Genomic DNA, 26711 nt, shown 5'->3' on the forward strand with positions numbered 1-26711 from the left:
ATGCTGATGCCGAAGAGGCGTTGGGGTTATCAGGGTTCGCTGACCACAACTTTGCCTATTTCAGGGTGACTGAAGCTGAGGATGTGGTCGAGTCGAAGTTCGCGTTTTTGGCCCGCATCGTCAATCACCAGGTATTCGATGTTTTTTCGAGAGATCATATCGCTGGCTTTGCCGACCACGATTTCGCCGTTACGCAATTCGACCGTTAATGTCAGATGCTGCTGGCAGGTGGCTTCCAGATTATCGTAGTCATCACAATTGATGGGTTGATATTCATTACTCATTGACATAATCGCTCACCAATAAGTTAGCGGCGGCATAGGCCGCCTGTTCCCTGACAGAGGATGGTAATTCGCTATTTGTCGCGATGTCATCCAGGGTTTTCAACACACAACCCAGCGCGTCGGGTATGAACCCCAGATCGCCGCTGGCGATCTCCGCGTATAGACGGCGTACTAATTCACTGTATTGTTGCACAATATCCTCCCTTAGAGCTTACCCCGGTAGAGATTCATGCACCCTTCATGGTTATCGTGACTGCAATGTAGTTCTACGAAGATAAACTCTCCTCTTATTCCCGACTATAGCATAGGCCCCGGTAGGTTATCAGCATAATGCAACAGCATATTAAGTTGTTACCGTCAGACGCGTGCGTGCGGCTGTGATGTCTGTCGCAGCTAGGGTAGACTGTCGGTTCTGTCACAAGGGGTAGAGAATGGCCTTAAAAGCAACGGTTTACAAAGCCAGCGTCAATATCGCTGATATGGATCGCGCCTTTTTTCAGGATGTCGGTCTGACACTGGCTCAGCACCCTTCTGAAACCGACCAACGCATGATGCTGCGGCTGCTGGCGTGGATTTGTCATGCCGATGATCGATTGCGTTTTACCAAAGGGCTGTGCGCGGATGACGAACCGGAAATCTGGCAACATAGCGACGACGGCCGACTGATGCTCTGGATTGAACTGGGGTTGCCGGATGAGAAACGTCTAAAGAAAGCCTGTAGCCTTTCGCCGTCGGTTGTACTTTATGCGTATGGTGAACGCGCCGCCCGGGTTTGGTGGCAAAACATGGCGGATAAAGCGGGAGCGCTGGCTAACCTGACGGTGCGTTTCTTGGATGATCAACAACTGATGAGCCTGGCTGCTCTGGCAAAGCGCACCATGACGTTACAGGCGACGTTGCAGGAGGGAACTATCTGGCTGTCTGACGATCAGAATAATCTGGAATTGTCGTTCAGTAACTGGCAAATTGCGCAAGGTTAAGGATGATCTGACAGCAGGCCAGCACAACACAGCAGGAGAATAAGGATGAAAAAACTGGCGACAGGGGTGATGCTTGTTGTTTTATTATCGGGGCTGATGGGATGCCATTCCCGCTCCCAGGTTCAGGACGAGTCACTACGCCCGATGGCGCAATACTATCGCGGTAAGCTGCCTTGCGGCGCGTGTGGTGACATGGATACATCGCTCTTTTTAAGCACGGACGGCAGTTTTGTGATGCAGGAGAGCTATTCATCCGGGGCGGAAGGTAAAACTACGGTTGCCGAATCCGGTCGCTGGAGTCGCACGGCTGAACGTCTGGTATTGACCGATAGTCATGGTGAGAAGCGCTATTTCCGCCCGTTGAACAACGACCTTGAAGCGCTGAGCGATGATGGCCAGCCGATGGCTGCGGCGGCGCGTTATCGGTTGCTGGCGGTAGATAAGCCAGGTAACAGCGGTACTGCGCCTGCCTGCCTCAGTTGGCTTTCTGAACATGGTAAGCGAGCGCTGAGCACGGCAACTGAGCGTGAGACGGTGCAACCGGATGGGTATGTGTTTTCGATTACGGCAACGCCGGGGAGCGCCGCCATTCGCGTGAGTTATTACTCACATTCCCGCGTGATCGTTTATCCTGTCTCGCCGTCCCGAGTAGCAGGGTGAATAGGCGTATTCTATGAGCGGAGAACCAGAACACGGCTGTTCTCCGCCCAAAGCGCTTACTCTTACAGCATACCTTTTAATTTATACAGCCAATCCAGCGCCTGACGCGGCGTCAGTGTATCCGGGTCGATAGATTCCAGCGCCTCCATTGCCGGTGACGGCTCGACTGGCGCGAGCAGCGCAAGCTGCGAACCATCGACATGGCTGGCGGACGCATGACCGGCCAGCGATTCCAACTCCCTCAGTTTTTGTCTGGCCCGTTTGATGACCTCTTTCGGTACGCCGGCCAGTGCGGCAACCGCCAATCCGTAACTCTTGCTGGCTGCGCCTTCCTGCACGCTATGCATAAAAGCAATCGTGTCGCCGTGTTCCAATGCGTCGAGATGGATGTTGATGACGCCTTCCATTTTCTCCGGCAGGTTGGTGAGTTCGAAATAGTGGGTGGCGAACAGCGTCATGGCTTTGATGTTGTTTGCCAGTGCTTCAGCACAGGCCCAGGCCAGCGACAAACCATCATAGGTGGAGGTGCCGCGCCCGATTTCATCCATCAGTACCAGGCTGTGTTCAGTGGCGTTATGCAGAATATTGGCGGTTTCCGTCATTTCCACCATGAAGGTTGAGCGACCGGAGGCGAGGTCATCGGCGGCCCCGACGCGAGTGAATATTCGGTCAACCGGGCCAATCACCGCCTGTTCGGCCGGGACGTAACTACCGATATGCGCCATCAGCACGATCAATGCCGCTTGCCGCATATAGGTGCTTTTACCGCCCATGTTAGGACCGGTGATGATCAACAGCCGGCGCTGGGGCGACAGTGATAACGGGTTGGCAATAAACGGCTCGCTCAGTACCTGCTCTACCACCGGGTGGCGACCACCGGTGATCTTGATCCCCGGCTTGTCGCTCAATGTCGGGCAGACGTAATTCAGTGTGTCGGCACGTTCGGCCAGATTGCTGAGCACATCCAGTTCCGCCAGTGCGCCGGCGCTTTGCTGGAGTTCCGCCAGGTGCGGCAGTAACAAGTCGAACAATTCCTCATACAGCGCTTTTTCCAGTGCTAACGCTTTGCCTTTTGAGGTCAGTACTTTATCTTCGTATTCTTTCAGTTCGGGAATGATGTAACGCTCGGCGTTTTTGAGCGTTTGGCGGCGGACATAGTTCATCGGCACCATGTGGCTTTGCCCACGGCTAACCTGAATATAGTAACCGTGCACACCGTTGAAGCCGACTTTCAGGGTATCGATGCCGAGTCGGTCACGTTCACGGATTTCCAGCTTTTCCAGATAGTCGCTGGCGCCGTCGGCCAGCATACGCCACTCATCCAGCTCGTCGTTGTAGCCGCCGGCGATAACGCCGCCATCGCGCACCAGCACCGGCGGCGCTTCCACCACCGCGCGTTCCAGCAGGTCGCGCAGTTCATCGAAATGGCCGACCTGCGCGCGCAACTGTTGTACCGCGTCGGCGTTGACTGTTTCCAGCAGGGTGTGGATATCCGGCAGTTGCTGAAACGCGTGACGCATTCTGGCCAAATCACGTGGGCGTGCGGAACGTAACGCCAGACGCGCCAGAATACGCTCCAGATCGCCGACCTGACGCAAAAACGGTTGCAGCTCGGCGGCAATATCCTGCAGTGCGCCGATGGCCTGTTGACGCAGCAGCAGCGCCTGAGTGTCTCGAATGGGGGTGTGTAGCCAACGCTTGAGCATACGGCTGCCCATTGGCGTGACGGTACGATCCAGTACGGAAGCCAGTGTGTTGTCGACGCCACCAGACAGGTTCTGCGTCAGTTCCAGATTACGGCGGGTCGCCGCATCCATAATGATGCCGTCTTGCTGGCGTTCCATGGTGATGCCGCGGATATGCGGCAGCGATGTGCGCTGGGTATCTTTGGCGTACTGCAACAGGCAACCGGCCGCACGTAACCCCAGCCGGGCCTGCTCGACACCGAAACCGGTCAGGTCGCGGGTGCCGAATTGCAGGTTTAACTGCTGGCGAGCGGTATCAAGCTCGAATTCCCACAACGGACGGCGACGCAACCCGTGGCGGTGCTCAATCAAGGGCATCGCCTCGAAGGTTTCCGGATAAAGCAGTTCCGCCGGATTGGTGCGCTGCAACTCGGCCGCCATGGTTTCTCTATCAACCGGCTCCACCAGCCGGAAGCGACCGGAGCTGATATCCAGCGTAGCGTACCCAAATCCCCGGTTTTCCTGCCAGATGGCCGCCAGCAGGTTATCCTGCTTTTCCTGTAACAGCGCTTCATCACTGATGGTGCCGGGGGTGACGATGCGGACAACTTTGCGGTCTACCGGCCCCTTGCTGGTGGCCGGGTCGCCAATCTGTTCGCAAATCGCGACCGATTCACCCAACTGCACCAGTCTGGCCAGATAGTTTTCTACTGCATGATGAGGGACACCGGCCATCGGAATCGGTTCGCCGGCGGAAGCGCCGCGTTTGGTGAGCGAGATATCCAGTAATTGCGACGCACGCCGGGCATCGTCATAAAACAGCTCATAGAAGTCGCCCATACGGTAAAACAGCAAAATATCGGGATGCTGGGCTTTTAGCTTCAGGTACTGCTGCATCATGGGGGTGTGGGCGTCTAAACTCTCTGGTGTACTCATCGCGTTGTGATGTCCATCTTCTTAAATTTTAATGAGTTAATGATGCTGGCGATGCTCATTAGCTCTCATGAAATCCTGTGCTTTACTGCGGGCCGGTCTGGTTATCCCCCCGGAAGCGGAGGAATGTTCGACCAACATGGCTTTCATTGGTATGCAGGCTGCATGATAACGGAGTCTTTAAGGCAGGAAAACAAGAGGGGCGGGCGTATTCTTCGAGCGCGCTCGAAACAATGGTATTTAGTGGTAGCCAAATAATGACGGGTGACCCGTTTTCGAGGTGCTTTTTTAGCCATGTCTTATTCTGGCGGCGGAAAAGGGGGCTTTTAACCAAGGGATATCGGAGAACGTAACTGGCCAGGTCAATCGGGTGTCGAATGCGCAATCGCCCCAAGCGGTTCAATCGGAGGGAAACGTACTATTTTATGGCGCGTTGACCAGCCCATTACACGGAAATAAGCATGGGCTGGTTAACGTGGCGCGATATCCGTTATTGCGATTAATGATTAGTTATGGAAGGTCACTGATTCGCTGATATCCACGCGATCCATGCTCATGCGGTTACCCGGTGCGGCTTCATCGGGATAACCAAAGGAGATGCCAAACAATAGCTTCAAATTATCGGGGATACCGAGGAAACCGCGTATAGGGTCGGCAAAAAATCCGAGAGAAGTTTGCGGGATGCCGCCCAGCCCGTGCGCAGCAAGAGACAGCAGAAAAGTCTGGCCGTACATGCCGATATCGCCTGCCACGCGGACATTGTCACCAAACGTCGGCATGAAGAGTAGTGCAACATGCGGGGCGTTAAAAAAAGAGTAATTATAGGCGACAGCCCGGTGGCGTCCCTCTTTGTCATCACGGGCAATATTCATGGCTTCATAATAAGCCTTGCCCTGTGCATTTTTACGTTCGCCGTATGCGCCATAAAAATGGTCCATATCGAAGGTAAAATCGGGAGTAAACTCCCCGGCATTATTCTTCTCATTGAGTATTTTCGCCAGCTCCGTCAGCTTGTTGCCTGAAACGATATGTACATTCCACGGCTGGGTATTGCAGTTAGACGGCGCGCGCTGGGCGTCTTCTAACACATTGCGCAATATTTCCGGCGGAACGGGCGTGGGAAGAAAACCCCGGTAAGAACGACGAAGCCTTACTGTTTTACTAAAGGACTGCGCATCATGAAGGGATGACTGCGGTTGGGTGAGTATCGTGTTGTTCATTTGAACCTCCTGTAGCGGCTTAATTCTTTGGAATTAAGCCGAAACTGCTCTGTTACGGGCAACAATGTGATCGTGGGTAAGGGCTTCCCCGGCAGACATAAACTCATCCATCAGAGCATCTCTGTTTTTTGGCGCGCGGGCTTTATCTGCATCCTGCAACGCAGTTTTTAGTTCAGCAGGAGACAACTCAGTGCAGTACGCCGGCGTGCCAGGTTGCTGGCGCCAGGATTCGGTCAGCGCGCCTGCGTCTACGGGTTCAAACCCCGTTTCACTCACTAATGTCATCGTGATGGATTTTGCTTTTTCGTCGTCGCCGGCAACCGGGATGGCGATGCTTCCGGCGGCACCCGCTGGCTGGCCTTTGTCTGCCAGGGTAGCGGCCAGCACGGCATTCCACGCTTTGATGAGCGGCCGGCCGACTTGCTCGCTGGCCCAGACGCTTTCAGGTTTTCCATGCTCAACATCGGCAATCGAACCATCGCGAAACGGATAGTAATTCGACGTATCGATAACGGTCGCATTTGCCGGCGCCTTGCTGAGCAAGGTAGCGAGTTCACTGTGCTTCCCGAAAGGGATGGCAAGGATAATCACGTCAACATCACTGACGGCTTCCTCGTGTGTAACCGCCCTGGCGCCGGCGTCGTTGGCGATGTCCCGAATGGTGTCGGGCCCTCTGGAGTTGGTGATTTTTACCCTATGCCCGCTGGCAGAAAGCTTTCTGGCCAGTGATGCGCCAATGTTGCCTGCGCCAATGATGCTAATAATCATGAGGTTTCCTTCTGTGAGAATGCGCCGTCGTTATTCAGAAGCGGGGTGGGCAAACGCGTTCAGCGTGTCGCGAAGCTGCGTCAGCTCGTCTTCAGTAAGCCGACAGGCCGATTTTATTTTTCCGGTAATGCTCCAGAGCTCGTCATGAAGCGCCTTACCTGCCTCGGTGAGTGTTATCAGCACGCGTCGCTCGTCGCTCGTATCGCGTGTGCGTTGTACCCTGCCGGCGGTTTCAAGCCGTTTCAGAAGTGGTGTGATGGTGCCCGTATCCATCCCCAGTTTGTTGCCCAGTTCGCCTACGGTTCGCGGTGCCTGGTTAAACAGTTCAAGCATCACAAGGTATTGCGGAAAGGTCAGCCCGAGCGGATCGAGGAAGATCTTGTGCATCCGGTTCATTCGGTTGGCTGCGCCGTATAACGCAAAGGACAGTTCGGTGCCGATTTCCCGGCGCTGTTTATTGTTCATGGAAAAAGTCTGTTGAGTGATAATCTAGTGCAATAGATAAATGATAGCAGGCCTAGCCGGCCGAATAAAACATCTGCTATAGGTAATTTGTGCGGTGGCCTGAATCGAGTAATTCACCGGCCGTTAAACGTCATCCTCCCGGCATTGGCGATGTGAATGTTGAGAAGACTCTTCTGAACAGGCTATTTCCACGTCAGCCCAGCGAGTTTCACGGTGCACATGCAGGGAGTGCATTTTTGCCCGTACGCAAAATTTGCCAGGTTTACATGAGAGGCCATAACGTTTGGGCGCAGCAAACTGAGCGTCGGATACTGACATTTTCACTCAATCATGAGCAGAAAAAAGCGTAAGCGCATGGGATCAAACCGGAAGACCCAACGCGCTTAAAGTGGATGTTGATGCAACGGTGTCAGGCGTTGGCGCCGCCGTCTACCGTGATGCCGGTTCCGGTTATGTACCGTGCGGCTGGGCTGGCAAGAAACGCGACCGCAGCAGCAATATCTTCGGGCTTGCCATACTGGCCAAGGGCTATCAATGCACGCTGTGCGTCCGCATGGCTGCCGTCGGCGGGGTTCATGTCGGTGTCCGTCGAGCCTGGGTGTACCAGGTTTACGGTGATGCCGCGAGGCCCCAATTCACGTGCCAGACCACGGGTGAAAGACAGCAAGGCGGATTTCGACATAGCGTAGACTGCTATGCCCGCCATGGAGACTCGTTCTGAGACGCTTGAACCGATTGAGATAATTCGACCGCCTTCGCTCAAATGCGCTATTGCTGCTTGCGATGCGAGAACAACGGCTCGAACATTCACGTTCAGAATATCGTTGATATCCGCGAGGCTCATGTCCGCCACCATGCCGGCGCGGGCAATGCCGGCGTTGTTGACGAGAATATCGAGACCACCCAGCTTATCCGCCGCTTCGTGTACCGAGTGCGTAACGGCTTGCGCATCTGCGCTGTTGGCCTTTATCGCCAATGCACGCCGGCCCTTTGCCTGAATCGTTTGGACTATCTCCAATGCGCGCGCGTCAGAATTTTGGTACGTGATTGCCACGTCTGCGCCTTTCTCCGCCAGCTCGAGTGCAATCGCTGCGCCGATGCCGCGGGAAGCACCCGTCACCAACGCTTTTTTACCGATAAGTTCAGTCATCGCTTTTCCTGTTTTGTAGTGATCGATATAAAATGTTATAAACAGCTCATGGGTATGAGTCAATCTATTTATGTAACGATCGATGCAAAATAAATCCAATCCGAAGTGCTCTTCGACCGCGCGCCCTGCCAAGGGCAGGCCACGTACGTTTGATCGTGAAAACGCGCTGGCAGAAGCCACGCGCCTTTTTTGGCGCAAGGGGTTTTCGGCCACCTCCATGGCTGATCTCACCGCCGCGATGGGGATAGGCGGCCCCAGCCTTTATGCTGCGTTTGGGTCGAAAGAGGAACTTTATGCCGAAGCGATTTGCTACTACGCCGAGCACTACAGCGATCGGGTTTGGGCGGGGTTCGATAGCGCCCGGACGGCCCGTGATGCGGTTCAAGCCTATCTTATGGATTCGGCTGCGGCGCTCACCGGGTCGTACGGCCCGGATGAACCTCTCGGTTGTATGCTGGCGCTGTCGGCTGTCGGCGAAGAGGGCAATACTACCCTTGGCGAATTAGTACGAGACGGGCGAGCACAGGCGCGCCGAAAGCTGGAACTCCGTTTTTCGCAAGCGGTCAGCGAGGGGGATCTCGCAGCCTCGGTGAATATTAACGGGCTTGCTCGTTATGTTCTGGCGGTACAAGGCGGCATGGTGTTGCAGGCGCGCGATGGCGCCAGCCGTGCTGAGCTTGAGAAGGTTGCCCGGTACGCGATGCTGGGATGGGGCGACTGGGAGGCGGCTGCCTCCTGACGGCTTCACCCCGGCCCCTCGCTTCCTGCCGCCAGCAGCGGCACCAGCACGTCGCTGATGGGGGTTGGAATACCCTGTGAATGACCATAACGTTGGATCACGCCGTTGCGGATATCCCATTCCAACGGGCGGTTCGCCTGTCGGTCGGCGAGAATTGAGGTGCCTAAATCCGCGGGGGCATGGTGAAAGGCGTCAACAATCTCCTGTGGAACATTCTCATCAAGTACCGCGCCTTCCGCATGTGCTACCGCCAGACATTCGCGTAGATAAGCCAACGCCAGTTCCGAGATATCCCCGCGTGAGAACATCCCGGCCCGACGATTAGCCAGTACCATCAGCCCCGCGGCGGCATTTTGCAGCAGTTTGCGCCAGGCAATCGAGATAAAATCGGATGATAATTCAACCGTGCAGCGAGTGCCGCTGAGCGCATCCACTACCCATTTTGCCTGCGGCACATCCGGCAGCGTCAGGCGGGGTTGGGCGCGCAACCAGACGGAAGCGTCAGGTTCACGCTGTGCCGGAAACCAGACTACCGAAGGCAACACCTGTGCGCTGTTGACCCAAGGTTCCAACAATTTTTTCTGCTCGACGCCGTTTTGCAGTGCACACACGACGGTGTTTTCATCACACAGTGTAGCCAGCCAGTCGGCGCAGCTAGCAATCTGGGTGGTTTTCACCGCGACAAACACCAGATCGAACGGATGGCTGATAACCGCCGGATTGTTCAATACCGGGCCCGGCACCACAACTGCACCGTCATCGCGGTGCAGAATTAACTGTGGTTGCGCGGTGCGTCCGCAAAGGCGTGGCGTGCGGCCAACTTCATGGAGAACCGCAGCGATGGTCGTACCGATAGCACCCGGCCCCAGAAGCGCCATTGTGGGATGGTCTGACATTTTGTGTTCTCCTGATTCAATGATCATCACGGAACCGGTAGCGATGACCGAGGATGCCGACAGGGCCGATGGGTAACAGTATATTGGTTGAACGTGTTAATCAGATGAAAGCGTGATCCTACCCACGCAATGCCGATGGCACAACGCCGAATCGGCGACGGAAAGCGGCGGTGAATTTGCTGTGGGATTCATAACCGACGTCAAGGGCGATAGCGGCGACCGGGCGTTCGGATGACTGTAACAACACCATTGCCGTTTCCAGCCGGGTATCCCGCACACAGGTCGTGATGGTGCAGCCTTCCTGTGCCAGTCGGCGGTTCAGGGTGCTGGCGGTTGTGGACAGCGCTTGCGCTACACGGCTTGCCGACCAGTGATCATACGGGCGCTGCGCCACCAGCCGCCGCACCCGCTCGCTCCAGTTCAATGCTCCCGGCGGCGCCAGGACCACACCGGCGTGTTCAGCCAGCAAGAGCAACACTTCCAACACCCGGTGTTCACTGAGCGTTGTCGAACAGTTTGCGTCGCTCAATGCATCGGCGGCACGCAAAAACGCCGTTTTTATGCTTGCCGGGGTCTCTGCGACCCGGGCTGCGCTGCGCACCGGTTCCAGCGCGGCGAACTGACCGAAAGACTGATAAAAGCGCGTTATCGTCTCGGGTTGCAGGTTGATAACTTGCGCGACATAACGCCCTTGCGGCGCCGGGTCGTTGACAACATCCCATTGGGTGCCGCGCGGCAATATGAATAACTCGCCGGATGCAAAATCACTGCGGCCTTGCGGCGCCAGCAACTGTTTGGTGCCGGAAACGACCAGCCCAATCAGATCGGCGTGCATCACTACCGTGCGTAATACGTATTGGTTACGGGCAATAATTTGATGGGTAAGCAGCGAACCGGCCGGGCTATGGCGAGGCACCGGTTCGGGCGAATACGTCGTGGGCAGATTGGGGGGAGCGGTCAGCGTCATCCGGTATCCGTGGTCAAAATGGAACAGAGGTTGAACGAGCCGGAACAACGGGAACGATACCGGCGCGCTACCATTGGCATCACAGTTCAGTCTGTGTTCCGACTTCGTCATCAATAAGCCGTAAACGCGGTGAGGTAATGAATGACGAATCCAAAGCCTACCATGAGTCACAGGAATATGAATATGAAAACAGGTTTACGTTTGACCCGCTCTTGCGCCCCGTTGCTCGTCGGTTTGATGGTGACGGCTGCGGCACATGCGCAAACCCTGACACTCTCCAGCCCGACGATTGCGCCGAATAGCACGTTGCCTGCCAGCTTTGAGTTCAATGGTTTCGGCTGCAGCGGGCAGAATCAATCCCCGGCGCTGAACTGGCGCGGCGCGCCGGCAGGTACTCAGAGTTTTGCCGTCACCGTTTATGACCCGGATGCGCCGACCGGTTCGGGCTGGTGGCACTGGATGGTAGTGAATATTCCGGCAAATGTAGCGGGCCTTGCGGCTAATGCCGGCGAAATTGGCGGCAAACGCCTGCCCGCCGGCGCTAGCCAGGTCCGCATTGATTATGGGGTGGCGGCGTGGGGGGGGGGGTGCCCGCCGGCGGGCGACAAACCGCATCGTTACATTTTCACCGTGTATGCGCTGAAAACCAAAACGCTGGATGTCCCTCAAGATGCTAATCCGGCGCTCGGCGGCTTTATGATTAACGCGAATACACTGGCCAAAGCCAGTTTCACGGCTTACTACGGCCGCCCGGCGCAGTAATCGTCCGGCCGCGAGAGACGCTTTGCCGTTTGGTGGGGCGTCACGTTTGCATCAAGCCGGATACCCGATAGGGCGGTATCCGGTTTTATCGTAACGATGTGCCTGCCTCAAACGTGTTGATGCCGTCAGGCGTTAATCACGGCTTTCGCTATATACAGACCCTGAATCGCCAGACCGGAACTGTCGAAAACGGTGATGTCTGATGCTGATTCACGGCCGCTGACTTTCCCGTGTGTTGGTACAGGCGCACCACGATATGACCCGTCCACCATCCGTGGGTGTGAAAACGTCAGTAAACATATTGTTACAAATATGTGATGATGAAATATTAAATTCACCAAGAATAATCAACTTTCGTGAAGTGACATATTTAAAAAATTATGCTGATCATGGTTGTATTTATAAATAAAAAATTATCGTAGTACATAACTATACTGGTGATGATTGATGGGTAAATAAGGTAATTAATCGGAAATGAAAATGACGATAAGCGCGTTAAACAGATAAATGTTGAGCAGGTGATGATAAGTGCTTTTTCTCTGGCGAATAGGCATCAATGTTGTTTTGTGGTGAAAGGATTCAGGACAAGTGCGCCTCAATACCTCTATACCCGTCATACTTCACATTACCGGTACGTTGTTCAACATGCGAGCGTGTTGCCCTGCAACTCGAATTATTTAGGGTGAACATGCGAAGGAAGATACAGGGTGGAAATTTATTTCTTATTATTTCCTCATTAAGAATGGCATGAAGGCTGATTGAGGTCATCCATTTTAAAGATGGATGAATATATTTAAATCTTATTGATTTTATTTATTAGAGTTTCACAGGTAAATAATTTCAGAGAGAATTTCTTGTTATTCAAAAAAGGTGATTATCATATTCAATAAGTTCTATTGACGGCATGAAAGTATCGACTTAAGCTCACGGCGATATTCCCCATTGACTCAGTGTTTTTTCTGGGTTTCATTGTCTTTAAGAAAAGATGGCTTTATTTAATCAAACGGCTTGATTAAAGTTCGGATAGCATGTTCTATACCCAAAATAATTCGAGTTGCAGGGAAGCCAACGCACCTGCAACGTGAAGTATGACGGGAATATACCCAACAATGCAGCTGGAAAGTCTGGGCTTTTCCGGTTGTGCGCCTGTCGGCTGAAATATGACGGATATAAAAAATATATAGAGGTTATTCAGATGGATACTCAGATAAAAAGAATATCGCTGGGTAGTACCAATGATTTTCTTATGCAACCGGAACATAAAAATATTGCACTGGCGATTATTGAAAAGATATTTGAACGTCGTTGTCTGGTGGATGAAGACGGTCAGGAACATTACCGGCATGAGGATGAAATTGCACCTCATCTCGATAATATTATCCACGCCGTCAGCCGCCAGGAACCCATCGTCATGGTTCTTCCCGCGTTTCCGGGAAAGTCGCCGAATCGCAAAAAAACCCTCAGCCATCTACCTGATTATGCAGAATTGTATGCGTTGGATAATTTGCATGAATTATGTCAGGACATTCGCAGCGTTTATCAACCTGGGGCAGTCATTGGTATTTGTTCTGACGGTTATGTCTTTTCCGATGTCGTCCGTATTCCGGATCATCAGGTAAAGGATTATACGGATATGATCAGCGATTATTGCATGAAGAAATATCCAGGCATGTTTTTTATGTATGACCTGATTGAGACGTATCGGGAAATCAAGGATCTCGATTCCATGCGGGAAGAATTGATGATTCAGTATGGCACGTCATTATTGACGCTGAAAAAACGGGTGAAAGAAGAACCGGAAGCCGCCTCCATGTATAAAGGCGTAACACGCTTTTTGTGTGAGGATTACGGCGGTATGGAGGAGTTTGCCGGCGTGAGTAATGCACAAATCCAGAAAGTAGCCCGAGTGGCGGCTTATCGCGTTATTCAGCGTAGCGAAGCCTGGAGTCAGCATCTGGAAGAGAAATTCCCACAAGCTGTGCGTTTGTCGATTCATCCGCAATTCCGGATTTCTAAAAAAATTGGTATCAAGCTGGCTCCGGTCAGGGATCGCTGGCGGACGCCGTGGCACTCGGTGGCGGTGAAACGGGGAGCCGACATCTATTTGGAAAAGCGCAGCAATGTGGATGAACGCCATCACCACCTGATTTTCAAATCAGGCCGTCCTTTTCATTACATCAGCACCCAACTCAATGTGAAGTAACTTGTCGGTATGGAGTGATTATGTCGGTAAATAAAGCCGTGATTTTCGATCTGGACGGTACGCTGGTCGATACCTTGCCCGGTATTGCATTTGCATTGCATCAGACGCTGGGCGAGTTCGGCGTAACGCCGGACCCGGCGTTCATTGTCAGGGCGCATATTGGCGGCGGGTCAGGAAAGATGTTGGCCGCTGCCGCCAGACATCATGGCATCAGTGATACAACGGCGCTGTCGCAACGCTACCATGCGTTGTATCAGGCACATTGTCTGCACGATACCGTCTGCTATGCCGGGGTGAAAGAACTGGTCGTGACGTTAAAAGCGCAAGGCGTCAGGCTGGCGGTATTGACCAATAAGGATGACGCGCTATCCAACCGAATCCTGCAGGCGTTGTTCCCGCCAGATACCTTTGAGTTGGTGTACGGCGCCCGGCCCGATCGGCCGCTCAAGCCTGATACTACCGGTTTGCGGCAGGTGATGACGACATTGGAGACGTCGCATGAGCGGTGTCTGTATGTGGGGGATACGTCAATCGATGTGCAAACGGCAAACAATGCCGACGTGGCTGTCGCTTACGTGACCTGGGGATACGGTAACGCAGACGGCACTACCGCCTGGCAACCGAGCTCTGTTTGCCACAGCGTGGCAGAGCTGAATACCTATCTGTGTCTGCATTTAGCGTTGCAGGCGTCTGTTGCCTGATGCTGAGAATGCAGGATAAATACGGTGAAATAAGACGGCATAATATTACGCGGCAAGAAAAATAAATCATTAATGCTGTTGGCTTCTGATTCATTTTAATTATCACCATGATGCTGACGGTGTACTGCATTATCAATAACACTTTTATCTGGTTTTTATTTTACTGGCGGCGGTGTCGTTTCTGTGTGAAATAACGTGCCCATTTACAGGTTGGGGTAGGTGAATGCAAGGAATGTTCGATACATTGTTTTCTATGTGAACGGTTTTTCTGTGAACGAAAACAATGAATATACTCAATATTAATGGAGTCGAATTATGCACGACAGTATTAAAGAGACGGCTAATAAGATAGCTGATATCGTAAAATCCTATCTGGTTCAGGCTCACAACGATCGTTTTGAGCCGGAAGGGCGTGTGTTTCTGGAAAAACAAATCGGTGCCTTCCTGCAAGCCGCCACGCCTGTCAGATTCGTCCTGCCTGGCTTCCCTTGCAAATCGCCCAATGTCGTCGATAAGTCGTTTGGCACGTTACCGGATTATGGCGATGTGATTTCTATTAATCGTCTGGAGTCGTTGGCGAAAGCGATTCAGTCTTTATATGAACCCGGCTGTCAGGTGACTATTCTGAGCGATGGCACCACCTTTAATGATATTGTCGACGTTCCGGATGAAACGCGTAAAGCTTATAACCGCCAATTACGCGAGTTGATTCAATCGCCCTATATTGAATGGAAAGAACTCGGGGATTTTTTCCCGGAAGCGCGTTCGGACGATGAAACCCGAAAAGCGTTGATTAAATCAGCCGGATTACCTTACAAAGGCATTGCCGATTTTATCAAGCGAGTCAGAAATAACGCCGAACTGGCGGCGACGCACGATAAAATTTGCAGTTATTTGTATAACGATGTGCGACTGAACCGGCAACCCCAACAGTCCAATGAAGATTACCTGAACAGTGTGGCGGAAAAAGCCTATCAGATGATGTACCGCGGTCAGGCGTTGAGTGCGTTGGTTGAGCGGGCATTTCCCGATACCGTACGCCTGTCGGTCCATCAGTATGATAATGACGGCCCGAAATTCACCTTTGGTTTTACCGATGGTCTCACCATTGTGCGTCAACCGTGGCACAGCGTGCCGGTTCTGGCCGCGTCAGGAAACGTTTCGCTGCAGGGGCACGCCAGTATTGATAAAGACCGCCATGTGTTGGTGACTTATCAGGGGCGGCCGTGGGTGTATGTGGAAGCCGATGACGCCGGTGCCGGAAAGTTCGACTATGAGCTGCTGAAACAACCGTTGTTCGGCCTGAAGATTGACGATCCGCACGGATTAGGCGTTAAGGCGCTGTCGCCGGCGTTTCTGGCTTTCCTGTCCGCTCAGTTTGGCTTCGTGTGTATCAAGGGCGTGCAGTTTGAGCGCAGCGAGCAGTTGGAAGCGTTCTGCCAGCCGTTCGGCGAAATTTTCCAGTGGCAATTCGGTGCGGTGCATGTGGTTAAACCGGAGGATAAACCGAGCGGATTCGTGCACTCGCTGGAAAAAACGCCGATACATTGGGACCTGAGCATGATTCGGCTGGATCACGAGCAGGTCGGCGGCAACCCCTGGTTTACCGCGGAGCGCTTTATGCTGTACTGCAAGAATCCGCCGAAAAAAGGTGAAGGCAACACCACGGTGGTGGACGGTCGCATCGTGATGGAGATGGTTGGCCCGGACGTGGTGAAAAAGTGGGAAGACGTCCACATTACCTATAACACGCCGATGACCTATTTCGGCGGCAAGCCCCGCACTTATCCGCTGGTGTATGCGCACCCGAAAACCGGTAAGAAGGCGTTCCGCTATCAGGAGGGCAGCGACTCCGAGCTGCAAAAATTCACGGTTGAGGTGGAAGGCGTCTCCGCACAGGAGAGCCGGGCTCTCATCGAGGAGCTTGACCGGCTGGTATACGATGAACGTTGTATGATTGCGCATGACTGGGAGCAGGGCGATCTGCTGATCCTTGATAACTGGCAGACGCTGCACGGCCGGCTGCCGATGACCGAGGCCTCGCGTGGCCGCGAACTGTGGCGGGTGCAGGTGTTTTAATCGCTGCGGCATGACGGCAATAACACGGGGCGGCTCCGCCCCGTTATCTATCCGCCCGGTTATCTAATCGGCAGGTTCTACGTGTTTTCTCCCGCTTCCAGCGTCTGGCGTTGGGTCAACGTCGGGAAATATTTCATCCACAGCGCCACCACCAGCAGCGTGCCGAGTCCCCCGATGACGATCGCCGGCACCACCCCCAACCAGGCGGCGGTCACGCCGGATTCAAATTCCCCCAGTTGATTGGAAGTGCCGATGAAAATGGAGTTGGCGGCGCTCACCCGGCCGCGCATGTCGTCCGGCGTTTCCAGTTGCACCAGCGTTGATCGGATGACAACGCTGACCATGTCGGATGCGCCCAGCAACAGTAATGCGGACAACGACAGAAACAGATTGCTGGATAGACCGAACGCGACAGTGGCGACGCCGAACACCGCGACCGCTGAGAACATGATCTTACCGACATTGCGGGTGAGCGGGCGGCGGCTCAGGTAAATCGACATCAGCACGGCACCGAGCGCGGGCGCACAGCGTAGTAACCCTAGTCCCCACGGGCCGGTGTGCAGAATATCTTTAGCGACGATCGGCAACAAGGCGGTGGCGCCGCCGAGCAACACGGCGAACATATCCAGCGAGATCGAGCCGAGAATGACCGGATTACGGCGGATAAAATTCATGCCGCCAAACAAGCTCTCCAGCGTGACTGGCGCGCGGGCCGGCGCCTTGTGCTCGTATCTTAACCGCAGCAGCACCAAAAATGATGCCAGAAAACAGGCTACGCTGGTGGCGTAAAGCGTGGTGGCGCCTATCAGGTAAATCAGGCCGCCGAGCGCCGGGCCGGCAATCACCGTGGCCTCGCGAGCCGACGCCATCAACGCCACGGCGCGAGACAACAAACTGGGCGCTATCAGGTTTGGCAGCAGCGCTTGCGTCGCCGGCATTTCAAAGGCTCGCGTCGCACCCAGCACGGCGGAACAGGCATAAATCATCGCAGCGCTGATGGTATGGGTGAGGTTACCCAGCACCAGCACCAGTATGGTGGTGGCCATCAGCAGGCGGCAGCAGAGGATAATCACACGACGGTTGTACTGATCGACGGTATGACCGGCAACCAGCGTCAGCGCCAGTTGCGGCAGGAATTGCGCTAATCCCACCAGACCGAGGTTCAATGCGCTATTGGTCAATTCATACATTTGCCAGCCAATCCCGACGACCAGCATCTGAAAGGCAAAAGAGGACGCAATTTGTCCTAACCAGAAACACAGAAAAGTGGGATTTTTAAGTGGTGATGCGATTTCCACGGAATGTAATCCAGGCTGGTAGTTGTAATGAGATGTGTTCAGTGTACCCAACTTATTGTTTTATTAAACTGAAGTTTTCTCCACAGAGGTAAGTAAACGATAACGGATCGGCGGTGTCTTTCGCGTAGAGCGGCGATAGCGAGAAAACTGAATAAATAGAGTGGCTTTGATGAGGAAGGTGCAACAATATCGATTTTTCCGACTCTTTTTGCTGACACTGTTTGGTTAAAGGCGATAAAATAATAAATACGAAATTTTTTATTTATTGATATATCGGGTTTTTATCTGATTTTTCCATCTTAATGAGGATTATTATGCAACAGCTACCTGCCTGCCCTAAATGTCAGTCTGAATACACCTGGCAGGATGATGCCATGCTGAACTGCCCGGAGTGCGGGCATGTGTGGTCGATGGACGGGGACGCAGGAGCGCAGGAAGAAGGGCTGGTGGTGAGGGATGCCAACGGTAACCTGCTGGCGGACGGCGATACCGTTACTGTGGTGAAAGATCTGAAAGTGAAAGGTAGCTCTTCGACGCTGAAAATCGGCACCCGCGTGAAGGGGATTCGTCTGGTGGAAGGCGATCACAATATCGATTGCAAGATCGACGGTTTCGGCGCCATGAAGCTGAAATCCGAATTTGTGAAGAAAAACTGATCGGAAAATTCAGCGCGATGAAAAATAACGCCGTCCGGCATGGCGCCGGGCGGCTCGTCGGTTAGCTGACGGTATCGATCGGTATATATTCCACCCGGTTGCGCCCCTGATGCTTGGCCCGGTATAACGCGGCGTCGGCGGTGCCGTACAACATATCGAAACTGGTATGCGGCGGCGCCCAACTGACGCCGAAGCTGGCGGTAACCTGATGCTCAGGCAACGGCTCCAATGCGGTGTGGTTCAGGCTGGCGTGGATATGCTCGGCGACATCCACCGCGGCCATCAACGTATAGCCATCCAGCAGGATGGTAAATTCTTCGCCGCCGACGCGGCCAATACTGCCTTTTCCCTGTAGCAGGTCCCTAATGCGGGCTATCAACGCGCAGATCACCGCATCGCCGGTCGGGTGACCGTAAGCGTCGTTGACCTGCTTGAAATGGTCGATATCCAGCACTATCAGTGCCGCCTGCTCCTGTTCCAGCGCGTGGTCGACCAGGTCGATGATCGCGCTGCGGTTGAATACATCGGTCAGCGGGTCGTGGGTGGCTTTGTACTCCAGTTCCACCGCTAACTGATGTAATTGGGTATTGAGGCGGGTCAGCTCACGTTCCGCCCTGTCGCTGCGGGTGATCAGCCGGTGGGTTTCCCGTACCAGTCGTTGATAGTGTTCCGCCAGCATAATCAGGCTTTCCCGGTACACCTCCGCCGGCATGTCGGCCTGAGCGGCAATATTGCGGGCTGACAGCAGGATGTCGTATTCGGGGGTGAACAGTTCATAGCGACTCATGCCGTTACTCCAGAATGTGGGGATGAAATTCGAGCGCGGGAAAATCGATATGCAGCTCTTGCCCGAACTCTTCGGCAATGTCGTCGTCCTGGTCGTAATACCAGTGCAACGCAATAGGAAGCTGCTGCTGTGCGGCTTTATCGAGAATATTGAACAGGCTGAACAGCATTTTGGTACTGGAGCTGTTGAAGTAGGGCAGCGACACATGCACGTTAATCAGCGCCGGTTGCCCGGCGGTTGCGGCGAGACGGGTTTGTACGAGACGGTTTTGTAAATAGCGCTGCACCTGCTCGATCAGCGGGCCGTAAAACGCCGCCGCATTTTCCGGGTAAGACTCCCCGGACAACGAAAGTTGGTGGGCGTCGAAGCGAAAATCCACCGTCGGCGTACTGGCCGTGCCGGTAATATGAAGATTGTCCGTTGTTATTATGTCTGTCATGGTTAAATCACCGCCTTCAGATAAAACGTGGAGAGCCCGGTGGTGGCGTCGCTGCGAAAGGTGAATTGCAGCGGCTCGCTGGCATCGCGGGCAACGGTCAACAGGCCGATATCCGCCCCTTTGCTGGATGCCGGGATCTCTTCACGCAGTGAGGCCTTATAGGCAAGCCGAATTTCATCGAGCGTCATCGTGCACAGCGGTTCCAGCCGTCGGCGCAGTGTTTCCGCATCAGCCGGATAGACCCGATTGGCGCTCAATAAAAAGTATTTTCCCGCCTCAAAACCGATGCATACCGAGCCATGACGGATTTCATGTTCCTGTTCTTCCGACGTGAGCGCCGAGGCGGAGTAATGGATGATGTTCTGCACCATCTCCACAAAGCTGGAAAACAGCTTGCGGCGGACATTGGGCGGCACCCGGCTTTTTTCCAGTTGCAGCCGTACCGTTTCCGCCAGCGAGCAGATGATGTTTTGCGAGAAATACCCCACATAGTACAGCGCGATATTTTGCTGTTGGGTGAGGTCGAAAAATTCAGTGTACTTCGTGTCGGACATGTTCCGGTTTTACCTGGTTAAACGTGTTCATGGGTGCCTGAAGCCCCAAAATGTAAGATCGTCGCGTCGTGTCTGGGCGCCCTGCCAGATGCGATGCTGATGTAATAGTTGAGCGGCAAGCTGATTCATCGGCAGTTCCCTGATGCGTTGCAACACGTTCTGCAGACGGCGTTTGCCGAATTTGATCTGCCGCTCGCCGCCAATCTGGTCGAGCAAACCGTCGGTGGTGGAAAAAAACAGATCTTGCGGCGACAGCGGGCGTTGGAATGTCGGCCAACTGTAGTCGTATGGCGTATGGGTGTAGCCCACGCCCATACGGTCATTGTCGAGCGTCAGCAACTCGCCGCTTTGCGCATCGATCAGAAACGCCGTCATGCGGGCGCTGGCCCAGCTCAGGGTTTGCTCGGCGGTATTGACGTATATCACCAGCACATCGCAGCCATCGTCGGACGCTGACATTTGCCCCGGATAGCCGCTCTTTTGGCCCAGCGTGTCTTTGATGTAGCGATTAATGCCGCCGATCAGTTGTCCTGGTTGGTCCGGGCGGTGTTGCGCCAGCGCCTGTTCCAGCGCCGAATTGAATATCAGCGTCATAAAGGCGCCCGGCACGCCATGGCCGGTACAATCGGCCAGTACGGCCAGCCAGCCATGTGCGTATTGTCTGAAGGCGTAACTATCGCCGCCGACGCAATCGCGCGGTTCCCACACCAGACACCAATCCTGCAAGGTCGCGGCCAGCGTTTGCCGAAACGGCGTCAGCATCGCTCCCTGAATGACGCTGGCATATTCTATACTTTGTACAATCTGCCGGTGCTGGCGCACATGGGTATCCGAGACGATACGAAACAGATCGATACCCAGGCCGATACCAAGATAGCGGCCGTTTTCGGTAATGATGAAGCCGTCGGCCAGAAAGCGCTCTCCGCTGATGACCGCTTTGTCCGCCACATCGCTCAATAAGGCGGAGGCTTCGATGATCAGCGGCGTTTTGTCCATAAAAGCAATACAGCTTTTTCGGTCATACAATTCGCGGTAGTAGGGGCGCGCCATTTGCGACAGGAAACTATGACGGTTGATCAGGCCGAATGGACGTCCATCCTCCACCACCGGCAGGCTCACCAGATCCTTGTGACGGCTGAACAACTGTAATACGGTGGCGTTATCGGTAGAGGGCGAGATATCCGGCGTGGTGATACATAAGTCGCGTGCGCTTGGGAAGGAAGCGAAGCATAACCGATGTTCCTGTGACGGTAAGGCACTCATTGTTTTGTCTTTCTGGGGAAGTAGGCTGGCTCCACGTTAACAGCGACAGATGACGGGAACATGACAGGCTGTTGAAACGCTAAGGAATTGTCAGTTTCGTCTTTACACTCATGACTAAATATTGCCAACATGGTCGTTTAATGAACGTTTTTATGCCTTTTTCGTATTAATAAAAAAATAAATTGGCCGATATATTTTAGACGTGGGTGTGTCTTTTCTATTTTGTGAGTGCCGTGTGAAAAACGAGGCCGCTCGTGTGGTTTTCAACCACTCTTCTATTTCCTGATAGCTTTGGATGGCATGAGTCTGTTTAGCCGTCCTGTGTGATTCTCGCTGCGGCGGGTATGTTGTTTTTCTTCCGGTGTGCAGGTGTTGGTGCGTCGTAATAAATCAGTGCCCTTAGAGGCATGTTATCGTTAAAAATAAAAAAGGAGTGAATCGTGGTCATATCAGGTATTCAGAATCAAAACATAACATCTTCTTATCCACAGCAAGGTTATATTGCCAATGGCGGCTCTGGAGAGAGCGCCGACGCTGTCGGAGTAAATAAATCCGCTTCCTTTAGCTCAGGGAAAATGAATAATTCGCCAAATAATGAATTTGCGGATAACAATTCGAATGATGTAACCGATACGCGCGATCGTACGACATCGCTGGACGAGCGCCTGGCAAAAGAAAAACTACAGAAACAGCAAACTGAATCTAGCGTTGAGCGCTCGCTGCGTATGACGGGCATCCCGCTTTATGGCGGCGTGTTGGTTTCGGTAGTGAAATACCCTGACGGTCAAAGTGAAAGCTATAACGTATTTACCGGTAAGCGTTTGACTTCCGCGGATTTAAGTGTAAGTGGCGGGCGTGCGCCAGCGAGTACGGCGGAGTTTGGTTATTATAGCCAGGGTTTATATAGCGGTATGTCGGCAGCAGAAGTTTACGAGAAAATACAGCAAATGCTGGGTGCAAGTTCGGGTGAGGTTCCCTGGACGCTTCCCGGTAGCAATAAATTACCGCAGCCGGGCTGATACGTAAAAATATTACCGCTACGTTTATTATTCAGAAAATATATTAATGACCTGATTTATTATCAGGCGGCGACTTATTTTTAGATTTTTTCTTTTTTCAGTCTTTCCAGAACCAGGCGCAATGCCTTATTCACGGGTTTATCCTGCCGCATGACAATCGCCAGCGTCCTGTTAAGCACCGGACTCAGTGGCCGAATATGAAACGCTGGCGTCAGCGCGTCAGAGTTCAACGACAGTTTTGGTACGATGCTGCATCCCAGCCCGGCCAGCACCATTTCCTTGATAGCCTCGATACTGCCCAATTCCATTACCGGTTGCGGTGGCGTGCCCACGTCGCCAAACCAGCGGTCGATCAACGTGCGGGTGCTACTGCCGCGCTCAAATAAAATCAGCGGCTGGGTGTGCAGAAAGGCGGGAGAGACGCTCTCGGGAAGCGAGGGATCGTTACTGATGGCGACCAGTTCGTCTTCCATCAGTGGCGTAACCGCCACACTGGCAGCGGGAATAGGCAGAGTGACCAGCCCGGCATCAATCCGGTTGTCGATTACCGCCTGAACGATGTCGCGGGTATTACCGGTGCGTACCCCTACGGTCAACCGGGGATAGTCTTGTCGCAACTGGCGTAGCAGAGAGGGCATCAGATGAATGCAGGCGGTGGCGCCGGTACCCAGAATCACATGCCCCATGACGTCTTCGGTATAGTCGGCGATAACCTGACGGGTTTCGTCCAACAACTGGCGAATCTGTTCTGCTTTGAGCAGCAACATGTCGCCTGCCGGCGTTGGCCGCAGGTTTTTGCCGCTGCGTTCGGCCAGCCGTACGCCAAAATAGTGCTCCAGTTGGCGAAACTGCTGGCTGACGGCAGGCTGGCTCAGGTTGAGCCGGTTGGCTGCCGCAGAAAAACTGCCCTCCCGCATCACCGTGGTAAAGGTTTCCAGCAATTCCAGATTCAATCTGGCCATATCAAACTTTCCTTTATGGTGGGCATAACTGTTTGTGTCTGTTGCCTTTATCGGGGGTTGGTTAAGCTAGTGGATATCCTGCTGTCGCATACGATGGTGTGTGCGGCAATAAGGCCCAGCCTAATCGCTAACCTGCTGTTCTGACAAGGATACACGAATGAGTACCATTGTAATTGAGGATGCCCGGGCGGAACATATCGCCGCCATCAGGGATATTTATGCCCAACATGTTCTGCATGGCATCGCGACGTTTGAAACCGAAGCGCCTGAGGAAGCCGAAATGCGCGATCGTTGGCGGAAAATCCGCGACGCTGGCTTGCCCTGGCTGGTGGCGACGGAAAACGGACACGTGTTGGGATACTGCTATCTGGGGTTTTATCGTACTCGTTATGCTTACCGCTTCACCCTGGAGGATTCGATTTATCTGCATCCGGATCATCTGGGGAAAGGCGTCGGCAAGCGCTTGTTATCCGCCGCATTGTTACAGGCGGAACAACAAGGATATCGACAGGTGGTGTCGGTCATTGCCGACAGCGGTAATCAGGCTTCGCTGCAATTACATTTGTCGCTGGGATTTACCCTGACGGGGACGTTACGTTCGGTGGGGATGAAGCACGGGCGTTGGGTGGATACCACATTGCTGCAACGTGCGCTGGGGGAGGGGGATGCCTCCTTACCGTATGACTGACGCCGGACGAACATGGGTCACCGTCTGCGTCGGTATGACGCAACTGATTAACTGGGGGGCGGCATTTTATCTTCCCGGCGTGTTTTGCGCCGCCATCGCGGCGGATCGCGGCTGGAGCCCGACGCTGGCGTTCTCCGGCGCCACGCTGGCGCTGGTGGTGATGGGGTGCCTGTCGCCTTATGCCGGCCGGTTGCTCGACCGGGTAGGTGGGCGACGAGTGATGACGCTGGGAGCGGTCGGCAGCGCCGCCGGTTGTCTGCTCATGGCGAGCAGTACCGGTATGGCGGACTACTTTCTGGCCTGGATCATGCTGGGTGCCGGGATGCGGCTCTCGCTGTATGAAGCGGCTTTCGCCACGCTGGTGGCGTTATATGGCGGCGAAGCCCGGCGCGCTATTTCGCTGGTGACGTTGTTTGGCGGCATATCGTCGTCTCTGTTCTGGCCACTGGGCATGGCGCTGCAAAGTGGGCTGGGTTGGCGATGGGGCGTGGCGATTTATGGCGTTATCCTGTTGTCGGGAACCGCATGGCTGCGGGCATTGCCGAAGCCGGTGCCGTTGAGCGAGCCTCATTGTGCAGATAAGACCGAAATAGCGTTAAGTACAGGAGAGGCGGATCGTCTTCCTGCGCTGCTGTATGCGGTGCTGATGGCGTTATTCAGTTTTTTATCTGCCGGTATTTCCGCCCATCTGCTGGCGATACTGACCGGATTTGGGGTATCCGCTGCGCTGGGGGCGTTGTGGGGCGTCGGTCAGGTGTGCGCCCGGATGGCTGATGTGTTGATGGGCGGGCGCCTTCCGGCGCTGAAGTTAAGCCTGTTTCTGGGAGCTGGGCTGCCGGTCTGCTTTCTGTCGGCGCTGTTGGGGGAATATTCTCTGGTGGCGGTGGTGTTGTTTGTTGGCGGATATGGCGCGGCGAACGGATTGAGTACCCTGGTAAAAGCCGCATTGCCGCTGGAGTTGTTTAGCCGGGAGGGTTACTCCTTTCGTATCGGCTTGCTGTTGATGCCGGGGTTTTTCTTTTCTGCCGCCGCCCCGTCGGTGTATGCCGCGCTGAGAGCGTCGATCGGCGATCGAGGCACGCTGGTGTTTTCTTTCGGTATCGCCTGCCTGATTACCCTGACCGCGTTGCTGCTTTATCGGCGGCGGCCTCGCATAATTGGCGGCGGCCCCGCATAGCGCCGACGGGGGGTGTCACGCCTGCGCGGCGTCCAAGGTTCGGATAGGCTCCCCGCCAGGGCATAACGCGCCGCCATGACGGGGAACCGGGTATTGATTGCTAGCCGCGATGGCGTAACTGAGCCTGCCATAGCGCCAGTACGCTTATCAGCGCGGTGATCATCAGGTAGTAGCTTGGCGCCAGGCTGCTGCCGGTGGCGCTAATCAATAACGTACAGATGAACGGGGCAAAGCCGCCGAATACGGTCACCGCCACGTTATAGCTGATCGCCATGCCGCTGGCGCGGGTGGAGACTGGGAACAGGTCAGCCATCATTGACGGCACGGTGGAGAAATACACCGACTTCAGCAGCGCCATCCAGCCTACCACCACAATCAGCGACATCGCCGACAGATACCGGGTCATCAGCCAGAATGCCGGATAGATGGTTACCGCCAGCAACAGCAGCGCTCCCCACATCAGCGGCAGGCGGCCGACTTTTTCCGCCCACAAGCCGACCAACGGCGTGACGACCGTCAGGATGACGCCGGCAATCAGCGTGGCGCTGAACGCAGCGCCGGACGGCAGGTGCAGCGTCTTGGTGGCATAAGTAGGGACATAGTTCAGCATGTAGTTAATGGCGGTGGAAATCACCATCAGGCCGACGGCAATCAAGAACAGTGCCTTTTGCCGGGTGAACAGCGTTTTGATCGGCGATTGGGTTTTCTCGGCCTGTTCAAAGTTGGCGGGTTCATGCACGTGACGGCGGATGTACAGCCCCACCGGGCCAATCAACAAACCAAACGCGAACGGGATGCGCCAGCCCCATTCCTGAATTTGGACTTCGCTTAACGATTGCGATAATCCGAGACCAAACGCCGAAGCCAGCAGGGTACTGGCGCCCTGCGTGGCGAACTGCCAACTGGCGATAAACGCGCGGCGTTCCGGGAAATGCTCCACCAGAAACGCGGTGGAACTGCCGAACTCGCCGCCGGCGGAAAACCCTTGAATCAGGCGCGCCAGCATGATCAACAGCGGTGCCGCCAGGCCGATGCTGGCGTAAGTGGGCATAAAGGTAATCATTGCGCCGCCCAACAACATCAGGCTGATGGAGAGCAGCAGAGACGCCTTGCGTCCGGCGCGATCGGCGTAAGCGCCCAGCACCACCGCGCCCAACGGACGGATCAAAAAAGAAACGCCGAAACTGCCGAAGGCCAGCAACAGCGATACCGTCGGATCCTGGGTGGGGAAAAAGGCGTGGGCGATGTAATTGGCGAAGAAGCCGTAGACCGCGATGTCAAACCATTCCAGCGCATTGCCGATGCACGTAGCAAACAGTGTTTTGTACAGGCTGGGGCGTGTGGCTTGGTGATGTGAAACGGATACCGTCGTCATC

At 54.4% G+C, this 26711-nt stretch carries 28 protein-coding genes; 11 read left to right on the forward strand and 17 right to left on the reverse strand.

Features of this window, described 5'->3' with window-relative positions; all coding sequences use genetic code 11:
- Positions 1-29: 29 nt before the first annotated feature.
- Both rof and FDP13_RS02360 read right to left on the reverse strand, forming a co-directional pair.
- Positions 30-290: a Rho-binding antiterminator gene (gene rof / locus FDP13_RS02355; RefSeq protein ID WP_012770818.1), complete on the reverse strand. Its 261-nt coding sequence runs from the start codon at positions 288-290 to the stop codon at positions 30-32.
- Positions 277-477 carry a YaeP family protein gene (locus tag FDP13_RS02360; RefSeq protein WP_012770817.1) on the reverse strand — a complete coding sequence of 67 codons (201 nt, stop codon included), beginning with the start codon at positions 475-477 and terminating at the stop codon, positions 277-279. The genes rof and FDP13_RS02360 overlap by 14 nt, the downstream gene beginning before the upstream one ends.
- A gap of 238 nt (positions 478-715) precedes the next feature.
- Between FDP13_RS02360 and FDP13_RS02365 the strand changes: the two genes are divergently transcribed.
- On the forward strand, positions 716-1264 hold the full coding sequence (locus FDP13_RS02365) for a YaeQ family protein (RefSeq protein ID WP_012770816.1): 549 nt from the start codon (positions 716-718) through the stop codon (positions 1262-1264).
- 45 nt (positions 1265-1309) lie between these two features.
- On the forward strand, positions 1310-1924 hold the full coding sequence (locus tag FDP13_RS02370) for a copper resistance protein NlpE N-terminal domain-containing protein (RefSeq protein ID WP_143838471.1): 615 nt from the start codon (positions 1310-1312) through the stop codon (positions 1922-1924).
- Between the two features lie 62 nt (positions 1925-1986).
- On the opposite strand, the gene mutS is transcribed toward FDP13_RS02370, so the two are convergent.
- The 5 genes from mutS to FDP13_RS02395 all read right to left on the reverse strand — a co-directional run bounded on the left by mutS (position 1987) and on the right by FDP13_RS02395 (position 8145).
- Positions 1987-4545: a DNA mismatch repair protein MutS gene (gene mutS / locus FDP13_RS02375; RefSeq protein WP_033576030.1), complete on the reverse strand. Its 2559-nt coding sequence runs from the start codon at positions 4543-4545 to the stop codon at positions 1987-1989.
- A 503-nt stretch (positions 4546-5048) separates the two neighbouring features.
- The gene (locus FDP13_RS02380) at positions 5049-5762 is read right to left on the reverse strand and encodes a nitroreductase (RefSeq protein ID WP_033576029.1); all 714 of its coding nucleotides are present in this window, start codon (positions 5760-5762) and stop codon (positions 5049-5051) included.
- A 33-nt stretch (positions 5763-5795) separates the two neighbouring features.
- Positions 5796-6530 (reverse strand): NADPH-dependent F420 reductase, encoded by a 735-nt coding sequence (locus FDP13_RS02385; RefSeq protein WP_033576028.1) that lies wholly within the window; start codon positions 6528-6530, stop codon positions 5796-5798.
- A gap of 30 nt (positions 6531-6560) precedes the next feature.
- The gene (locus FDP13_RS02390; RefSeq protein ID WP_072033791.1) at positions 6561-6995 is read right to left on the reverse strand and encodes a MarR family winged helix-turn-helix transcriptional regulator; all 435 of its coding nucleotides are present in this window, start codon (positions 6993-6995) and stop codon (positions 6561-6563) included.
- 409 nt (positions 6996-7404) lie between these two features.
- Positions 7405-8145 carry a 3-oxoacyl-ACP reductase family protein gene (locus FDP13_RS02395; RefSeq protein WP_143838473.1) on the reverse strand — a complete coding sequence of 247 codons (741 nt, stop codon included), beginning with the start codon at positions 8143-8145 and terminating at the stop codon, positions 7405-7407.
- A gap of 217 nt (positions 8146-8362) precedes the next feature.
- On the opposite strand from FDP13_RS02395, the gene FDP13_RS02400 reads away from it, so the two are divergent.
- Positions 8363-8884 carry a TetR/AcrR family transcriptional regulator gene (locus tag FDP13_RS02400; RefSeq protein WP_234424365.1) on the forward strand — a complete coding sequence of 174 codons (522 nt, stop codon included), beginning with the start codon at positions 8363-8365 and terminating at the stop codon, positions 8882-8884.
- A gap of 5 nt (positions 8885-8889) precedes the next feature.
- On the opposite strand, the gene FDP13_RS02405 is transcribed toward FDP13_RS02400, so the two are convergent.
- Entirely contained in the window at positions 8890-9780 is an 891-nt protein-coding gene (locus tag FDP13_RS02405; protein ID WP_143838477.1) for an oxidoreductase, read from the reverse strand.
- A 118-nt stretch (positions 9781-9898) separates the two neighbouring features.
- Positions 9899-10747, reverse strand: a complete 849-nt coding sequence (locus FDP13_RS02410; protein WP_033576024.1) for a helix-turn-helix transcriptional regulator — start codon at positions 10745-10747, stop codon at positions 9899-9901.
- Between the two features lie 183 nt (positions 10748-10930).
- On the opposite strand from FDP13_RS02410, the gene FDP13_RS02415 reads away from it, so the two are divergent.
- On the forward strand, positions 10931-11509 hold the full coding sequence (locus tag FDP13_RS02415) for a YbhB/YbcL family Raf kinase inhibitor-like protein (RefSeq protein WP_143838479.1): 579 nt from the start codon (positions 10931-10933) through the stop codon (positions 11507-11509).
- A 125-nt stretch (positions 11510-11634) separates the two neighbouring features.
- On the opposite strand, the gene FDP13_RS21920 is transcribed toward FDP13_RS02415, so the two are convergent.
- A complete protein-coding gene (locus FDP13_RS21920) occupies positions 11635-11781 on the reverse strand; it encodes a hypothetical protein (protein ID WP_255582005.1) in 147 nt (48 codons plus the stop codon).
- 809 nt (positions 11782-12590) lie between these two features.
- On the opposite strand from FDP13_RS21920, the gene FDP13_RS02425 reads away from it, so the two are divergent.
- The 3 genes from FDP13_RS02425 to FDP13_RS02435 all read left to right on the forward strand — a co-directional run bounded on the left by FDP13_RS02425 (position 12591) and on the right by FDP13_RS02435 (position 16492).
- The gene (locus FDP13_RS02425; protein ID WP_234424366.1) at positions 12591-13712 is read left to right on the forward strand and encodes an L-tyrosine/L-tryptophan isonitrile synthase family protein; all 1122 of its coding nucleotides are present in this window, start codon (positions 12591-12593) and stop codon (positions 13710-13712) included.
- A 20-nt stretch (positions 13713-13732) separates the two neighbouring features.
- Positions 13733-14413 (forward strand): HAD family hydrolase, encoded by a 681-nt coding sequence (locus tag FDP13_RS02430; protein WP_012770804.1) that lies wholly within the window; start codon positions 13733-13735, stop codon positions 14411-14413.
- Between the two features lie 315 nt (positions 14414-14728).
- On the forward strand, positions 14729-16492 hold the full coding sequence (locus tag FDP13_RS02435) for an L-tyrosine/L-tryptophan isonitrile synthase family protein (RefSeq protein ID WP_143838481.1): 1764 nt from the start codon (positions 14729-14731) through the stop codon (positions 16490-16492).
- Between the two features lie 77 nt (positions 16493-16569).
- Here the strand turns inward: FDP13_RS02435 and FDP13_RS02440 are convergent, their stop codons facing one another.
- On the reverse strand, positions 16570-17790 hold the full coding sequence (locus FDP13_RS02440; protein WP_143838483.1) for an MFS transporter: 1221 nt from the start codon (positions 17788-17790) through the stop codon (positions 16570-16572).
- 314 nt (positions 17791-18104) lie between these two features.
- On the opposite strand from FDP13_RS02440, the gene FDP13_RS02445 reads away from it, so the two are divergent.
- Complete coding sequence (locus FDP13_RS02445; protein ID WP_033576020.1) at positions 18105-18446, forward strand: zinc ribbon domain-containing protein YjdM; 342 nt, start codon at positions 18105-18107, stop codon at positions 18444-18446.
- Between the two features lie 61 nt (positions 18447-18507).
- On the opposite strand, the gene FDP13_RS02450 is transcribed toward FDP13_RS02445, so the two are convergent.
- The 4 genes from FDP13_RS02450 to FDP13_RS02465 are packed head-to-tail and all read right to left on the reverse strand — an operon-like array spanning position 18508 to position 21489.
- Entirely contained in the window at positions 18508-19233 is a 726-nt protein-coding gene (locus FDP13_RS02450; protein WP_027712873.1) for a GGDEF domain-containing protein, read from the reverse strand.
- Between the two features lie 4 nt (positions 19234-19237).
- Positions 19238-19672: a DUF1987 domain-containing protein gene (locus FDP13_RS02455; protein ID WP_012770799.1), complete on the reverse strand. Its 435-nt coding sequence runs from the start codon at positions 19670-19672 to the stop codon at positions 19238-19240.
- A gap of 2 nt (positions 19673-19674) precedes the next feature.
- Positions 19675-20226, reverse strand: a complete 552-nt coding sequence (locus tag FDP13_RS02460) for a SiaB family protein kinase (protein ID WP_012770798.1) — start codon at positions 20224-20226, stop codon at positions 19675-19677.
- A gap of 27 nt (positions 20227-20253) precedes the next feature.
- Positions 20254-21489, reverse strand: coding sequence for a SpoIIE family protein phosphatase (locus tag FDP13_RS02465; RefSeq protein ID WP_027712870.1), 1236 nt, complete (start codon positions 21487-21489; stop codon positions 20254-20256).
- A 440-nt stretch (positions 21490-21929) separates the two neighbouring features.
- Here FDP13_RS02465 and FDP13_RS02470 point away from each other — a divergent pair, with 440 nt between their 5' ends.
- A complete protein-coding gene (locus FDP13_RS02470; protein ID WP_012770796.1) occupies positions 21930-22508 on the forward strand; it encodes a hypothetical protein in 579 nt (192 codons plus the stop codon).
- Between the two features lie 80 nt (positions 22509-22588).
- Here FDP13_RS02470 and FDP13_RS02475 read toward each other — a convergent pair whose 3' ends face one another.
- Positions 22589-23470, reverse strand: coding sequence for a LysR family transcriptional regulator (locus tag FDP13_RS02475; protein WP_033576018.1), 882 nt, complete (start codon positions 23468-23470; stop codon positions 22589-22591).
- A gap of 157 nt (positions 23471-23627) precedes the next feature.
- Here FDP13_RS02475 and FDP13_RS02480 point away from each other — a divergent pair, with 157 nt between their 5' ends.
- Both FDP13_RS02480 and FDP13_RS02485 read left to right on the forward strand, forming a co-directional pair.
- Complete coding sequence (locus FDP13_RS02480) at positions 23628-24158, forward strand: GNAT family N-acetyltransferase (RefSeq protein ID WP_027712867.1); 531 nt, start codon at positions 23628-23630, stop codon at positions 24156-24158.
- Positions 24136-25335 carry an MFS transporter gene (locus FDP13_RS02485; protein ID WP_143838485.1) on the forward strand — a complete coding sequence of 400 codons (1200 nt, stop codon included), beginning with the start codon at positions 24136-24138 and terminating at the stop codon, positions 25333-25335. The genes FDP13_RS02480 and FDP13_RS02485 overlap by 23 nt, the downstream gene beginning before the upstream one ends.
- 100 nt (positions 25336-25435) lie before the next feature.
- Here the strand turns inward: FDP13_RS02485 and FDP13_RS02490 are convergent, their stop codons facing one another.
- Positions 25436-26710, reverse strand: coding sequence for an MFS transporter (locus FDP13_RS02490; RefSeq protein ID WP_143838487.1), 1275 nt, complete (start codon positions 26708-26710; stop codon positions 25436-25438).
- Position 26711 lies beyond the last annotated feature (1 nt).

Origin of the sequence: Dickeya sp. ws52 (assembly GCF_007210685.1) — a bacterium.
GTDB classification, from domain to species: domain Bacteria; phylum Pseudomonadota; class Gammaproteobacteria; order Enterobacterales; family Enterobacteriaceae; genus Dickeya; species Dickeya chrysanthemi.

Bases quoted from the DNA above. Each gene is read 5' to 3' on its own strand.
- rof (WP_012770818.1), bottom strand. From the start codon at position 290: ATGTCAATGAGTAATGAATATCAACCCATCAATTGTGATGACTACGAT.
- FDP13_RS02365 (WP_012770816.1), top strand. From the start codon at position 716: ATGGCCTTAAAAGCAACGGTTTACAAAGCCAGCGTCAATATCGCTGAT.
- FDP13_RS02370 (WP_143838471.1), top strand. From the start codon at position 1,310: ATGAAAAAACTGGCGACAGGGGTGATGCTTGTTGTTTTATTATCGGGG.
- mutS (WP_033576030.1), bottom strand. From the start codon at position 4,545: ATGAGTACACCAGAGAGTTTAGACGCCCACACCCCCATGATGCAGCAG.
- FDP13_RS02380 (WP_033576029.1), bottom strand. From the start codon at position 5,762: ATGAACAACACGATACTCACCCAACCGCAGTCATCCCTTCATGATGCG.
- FDP13_RS02385 (WP_033576028.1), bottom strand. From the start codon at position 6,530: ATGATTATTAGCATCATTGGCGCAGGCAACATTGGCGCATCACTGGCC.
- FDP13_RS02390 (WP_072033791.1), bottom strand. From the start codon at position 6,995: ATGAACAATAAACAGCGCCGGGAAATCGGCACCGAACTGTCCTTTGCG.
- FDP13_RS02395 (WP_143838473.1), bottom strand. From the start codon at position 8,145: ATGACTGAACTTATCGGTAAAAAAGCGTTGGTGACGGGTGCTTCCCGC.
- FDP13_RS02400 (WP_234424365.1), top strand. From the start codon at position 8,363: ATGGCTGATCTCACCGCCGCGATGGGGATAGGCGGCCCCAGCCTTTAT.
- FDP13_RS02405 (WP_143838477.1), bottom strand. From the start codon at position 9,780: ATGTCAGACCATCCCACAATGGCGCTTCTGGGGCCGGGTGCTATCGGT.
- FDP13_RS02410 (WP_033576024.1), bottom strand. From the start codon at position 10,747: ATGACGCTGACCGCTCCCCCCAATCTGCCCACGACGTATTCGCCCGAA.
- FDP13_RS02415 (WP_143838479.1), top strand. From the start codon at position 10,931: ATGAAAACAGGTTTACGTTTGACCCGCTCTTGCGCCCCGTTGCTCGTC.
- FDP13_RS21920 (WP_255582005.1), bottom strand. From the start codon at position 11,781: ATGGTGGACGGGTCATATCGTGGTGCGCCTGTACCAACACACGGGAAA.
- FDP13_RS02430 (WP_012770804.1), top strand. From the start codon at position 13,733: ATGTCGGTAAATAAAGCCGTGATTTTCGATCTGGACGGTACGCTGGTC.
- FDP13_RS02435 (WP_143838481.1), top strand. From the start codon at position 14,729: ATGCACGACAGTATTAAAGAGACGGCTAATAAGATAGCTGATATCGTA.
- FDP13_RS02445 (WP_033576020.1), top strand. From the start codon at position 18,105: ATGCAACAGCTACCTGCCTGCCCTAAATGTCAGTCTGAATACACCTGG.
- FDP13_RS02450 (WP_027712873.1), bottom strand. From the start codon at position 19,233: ATGAGTCGCTATGAACTGTTCACCCCCGAATACGACATCCTGCTGTCA.
- FDP13_RS02455 (WP_012770799.1), bottom strand. From the start codon at position 19,672: ATGACAGACATAATAACAACGGACAATCTTCATATTACCGGCACGGCC.
- FDP13_RS02460 (WP_012770798.1), bottom strand. From the start codon at position 20,226: ATGTCCGACACGAAGTACACTGAATTTTTCGACCTCACCCAACAGCAA.
- FDP13_RS02465 (WP_027712870.1), bottom strand. From the start codon at position 21,489: ATGAGTGCCTTACCGTCACAGGAACATCGGTTATGCTTCGCTTCCTTC.
- FDP13_RS02475 (WP_033576018.1), bottom strand. From the start codon at position 23,470: ATGGCCAGATTGAATCTGGAATTGCTGGAAACCTTTACCACGGTGATG.
- FDP13_RS02480 (WP_027712867.1), top strand. From the start codon at position 23,628: ATGAGTACCATTGTAATTGAGGATGCCCGGGCGGAACATATCGCCGCC.
- FDP13_RS02485 (WP_143838485.1), top strand. From the start codon at position 24,136: ATGCCTCCTTACCGTATGACTGACGCCGGACGAACATGGGTCACCGTC.
- FDP13_RS02490 (WP_143838487.1), bottom strand. From the start codon at position 26,710: ATGACGACGGTATCCGTTTCACATCACCAAGCCACACGCCCCAGCCTG.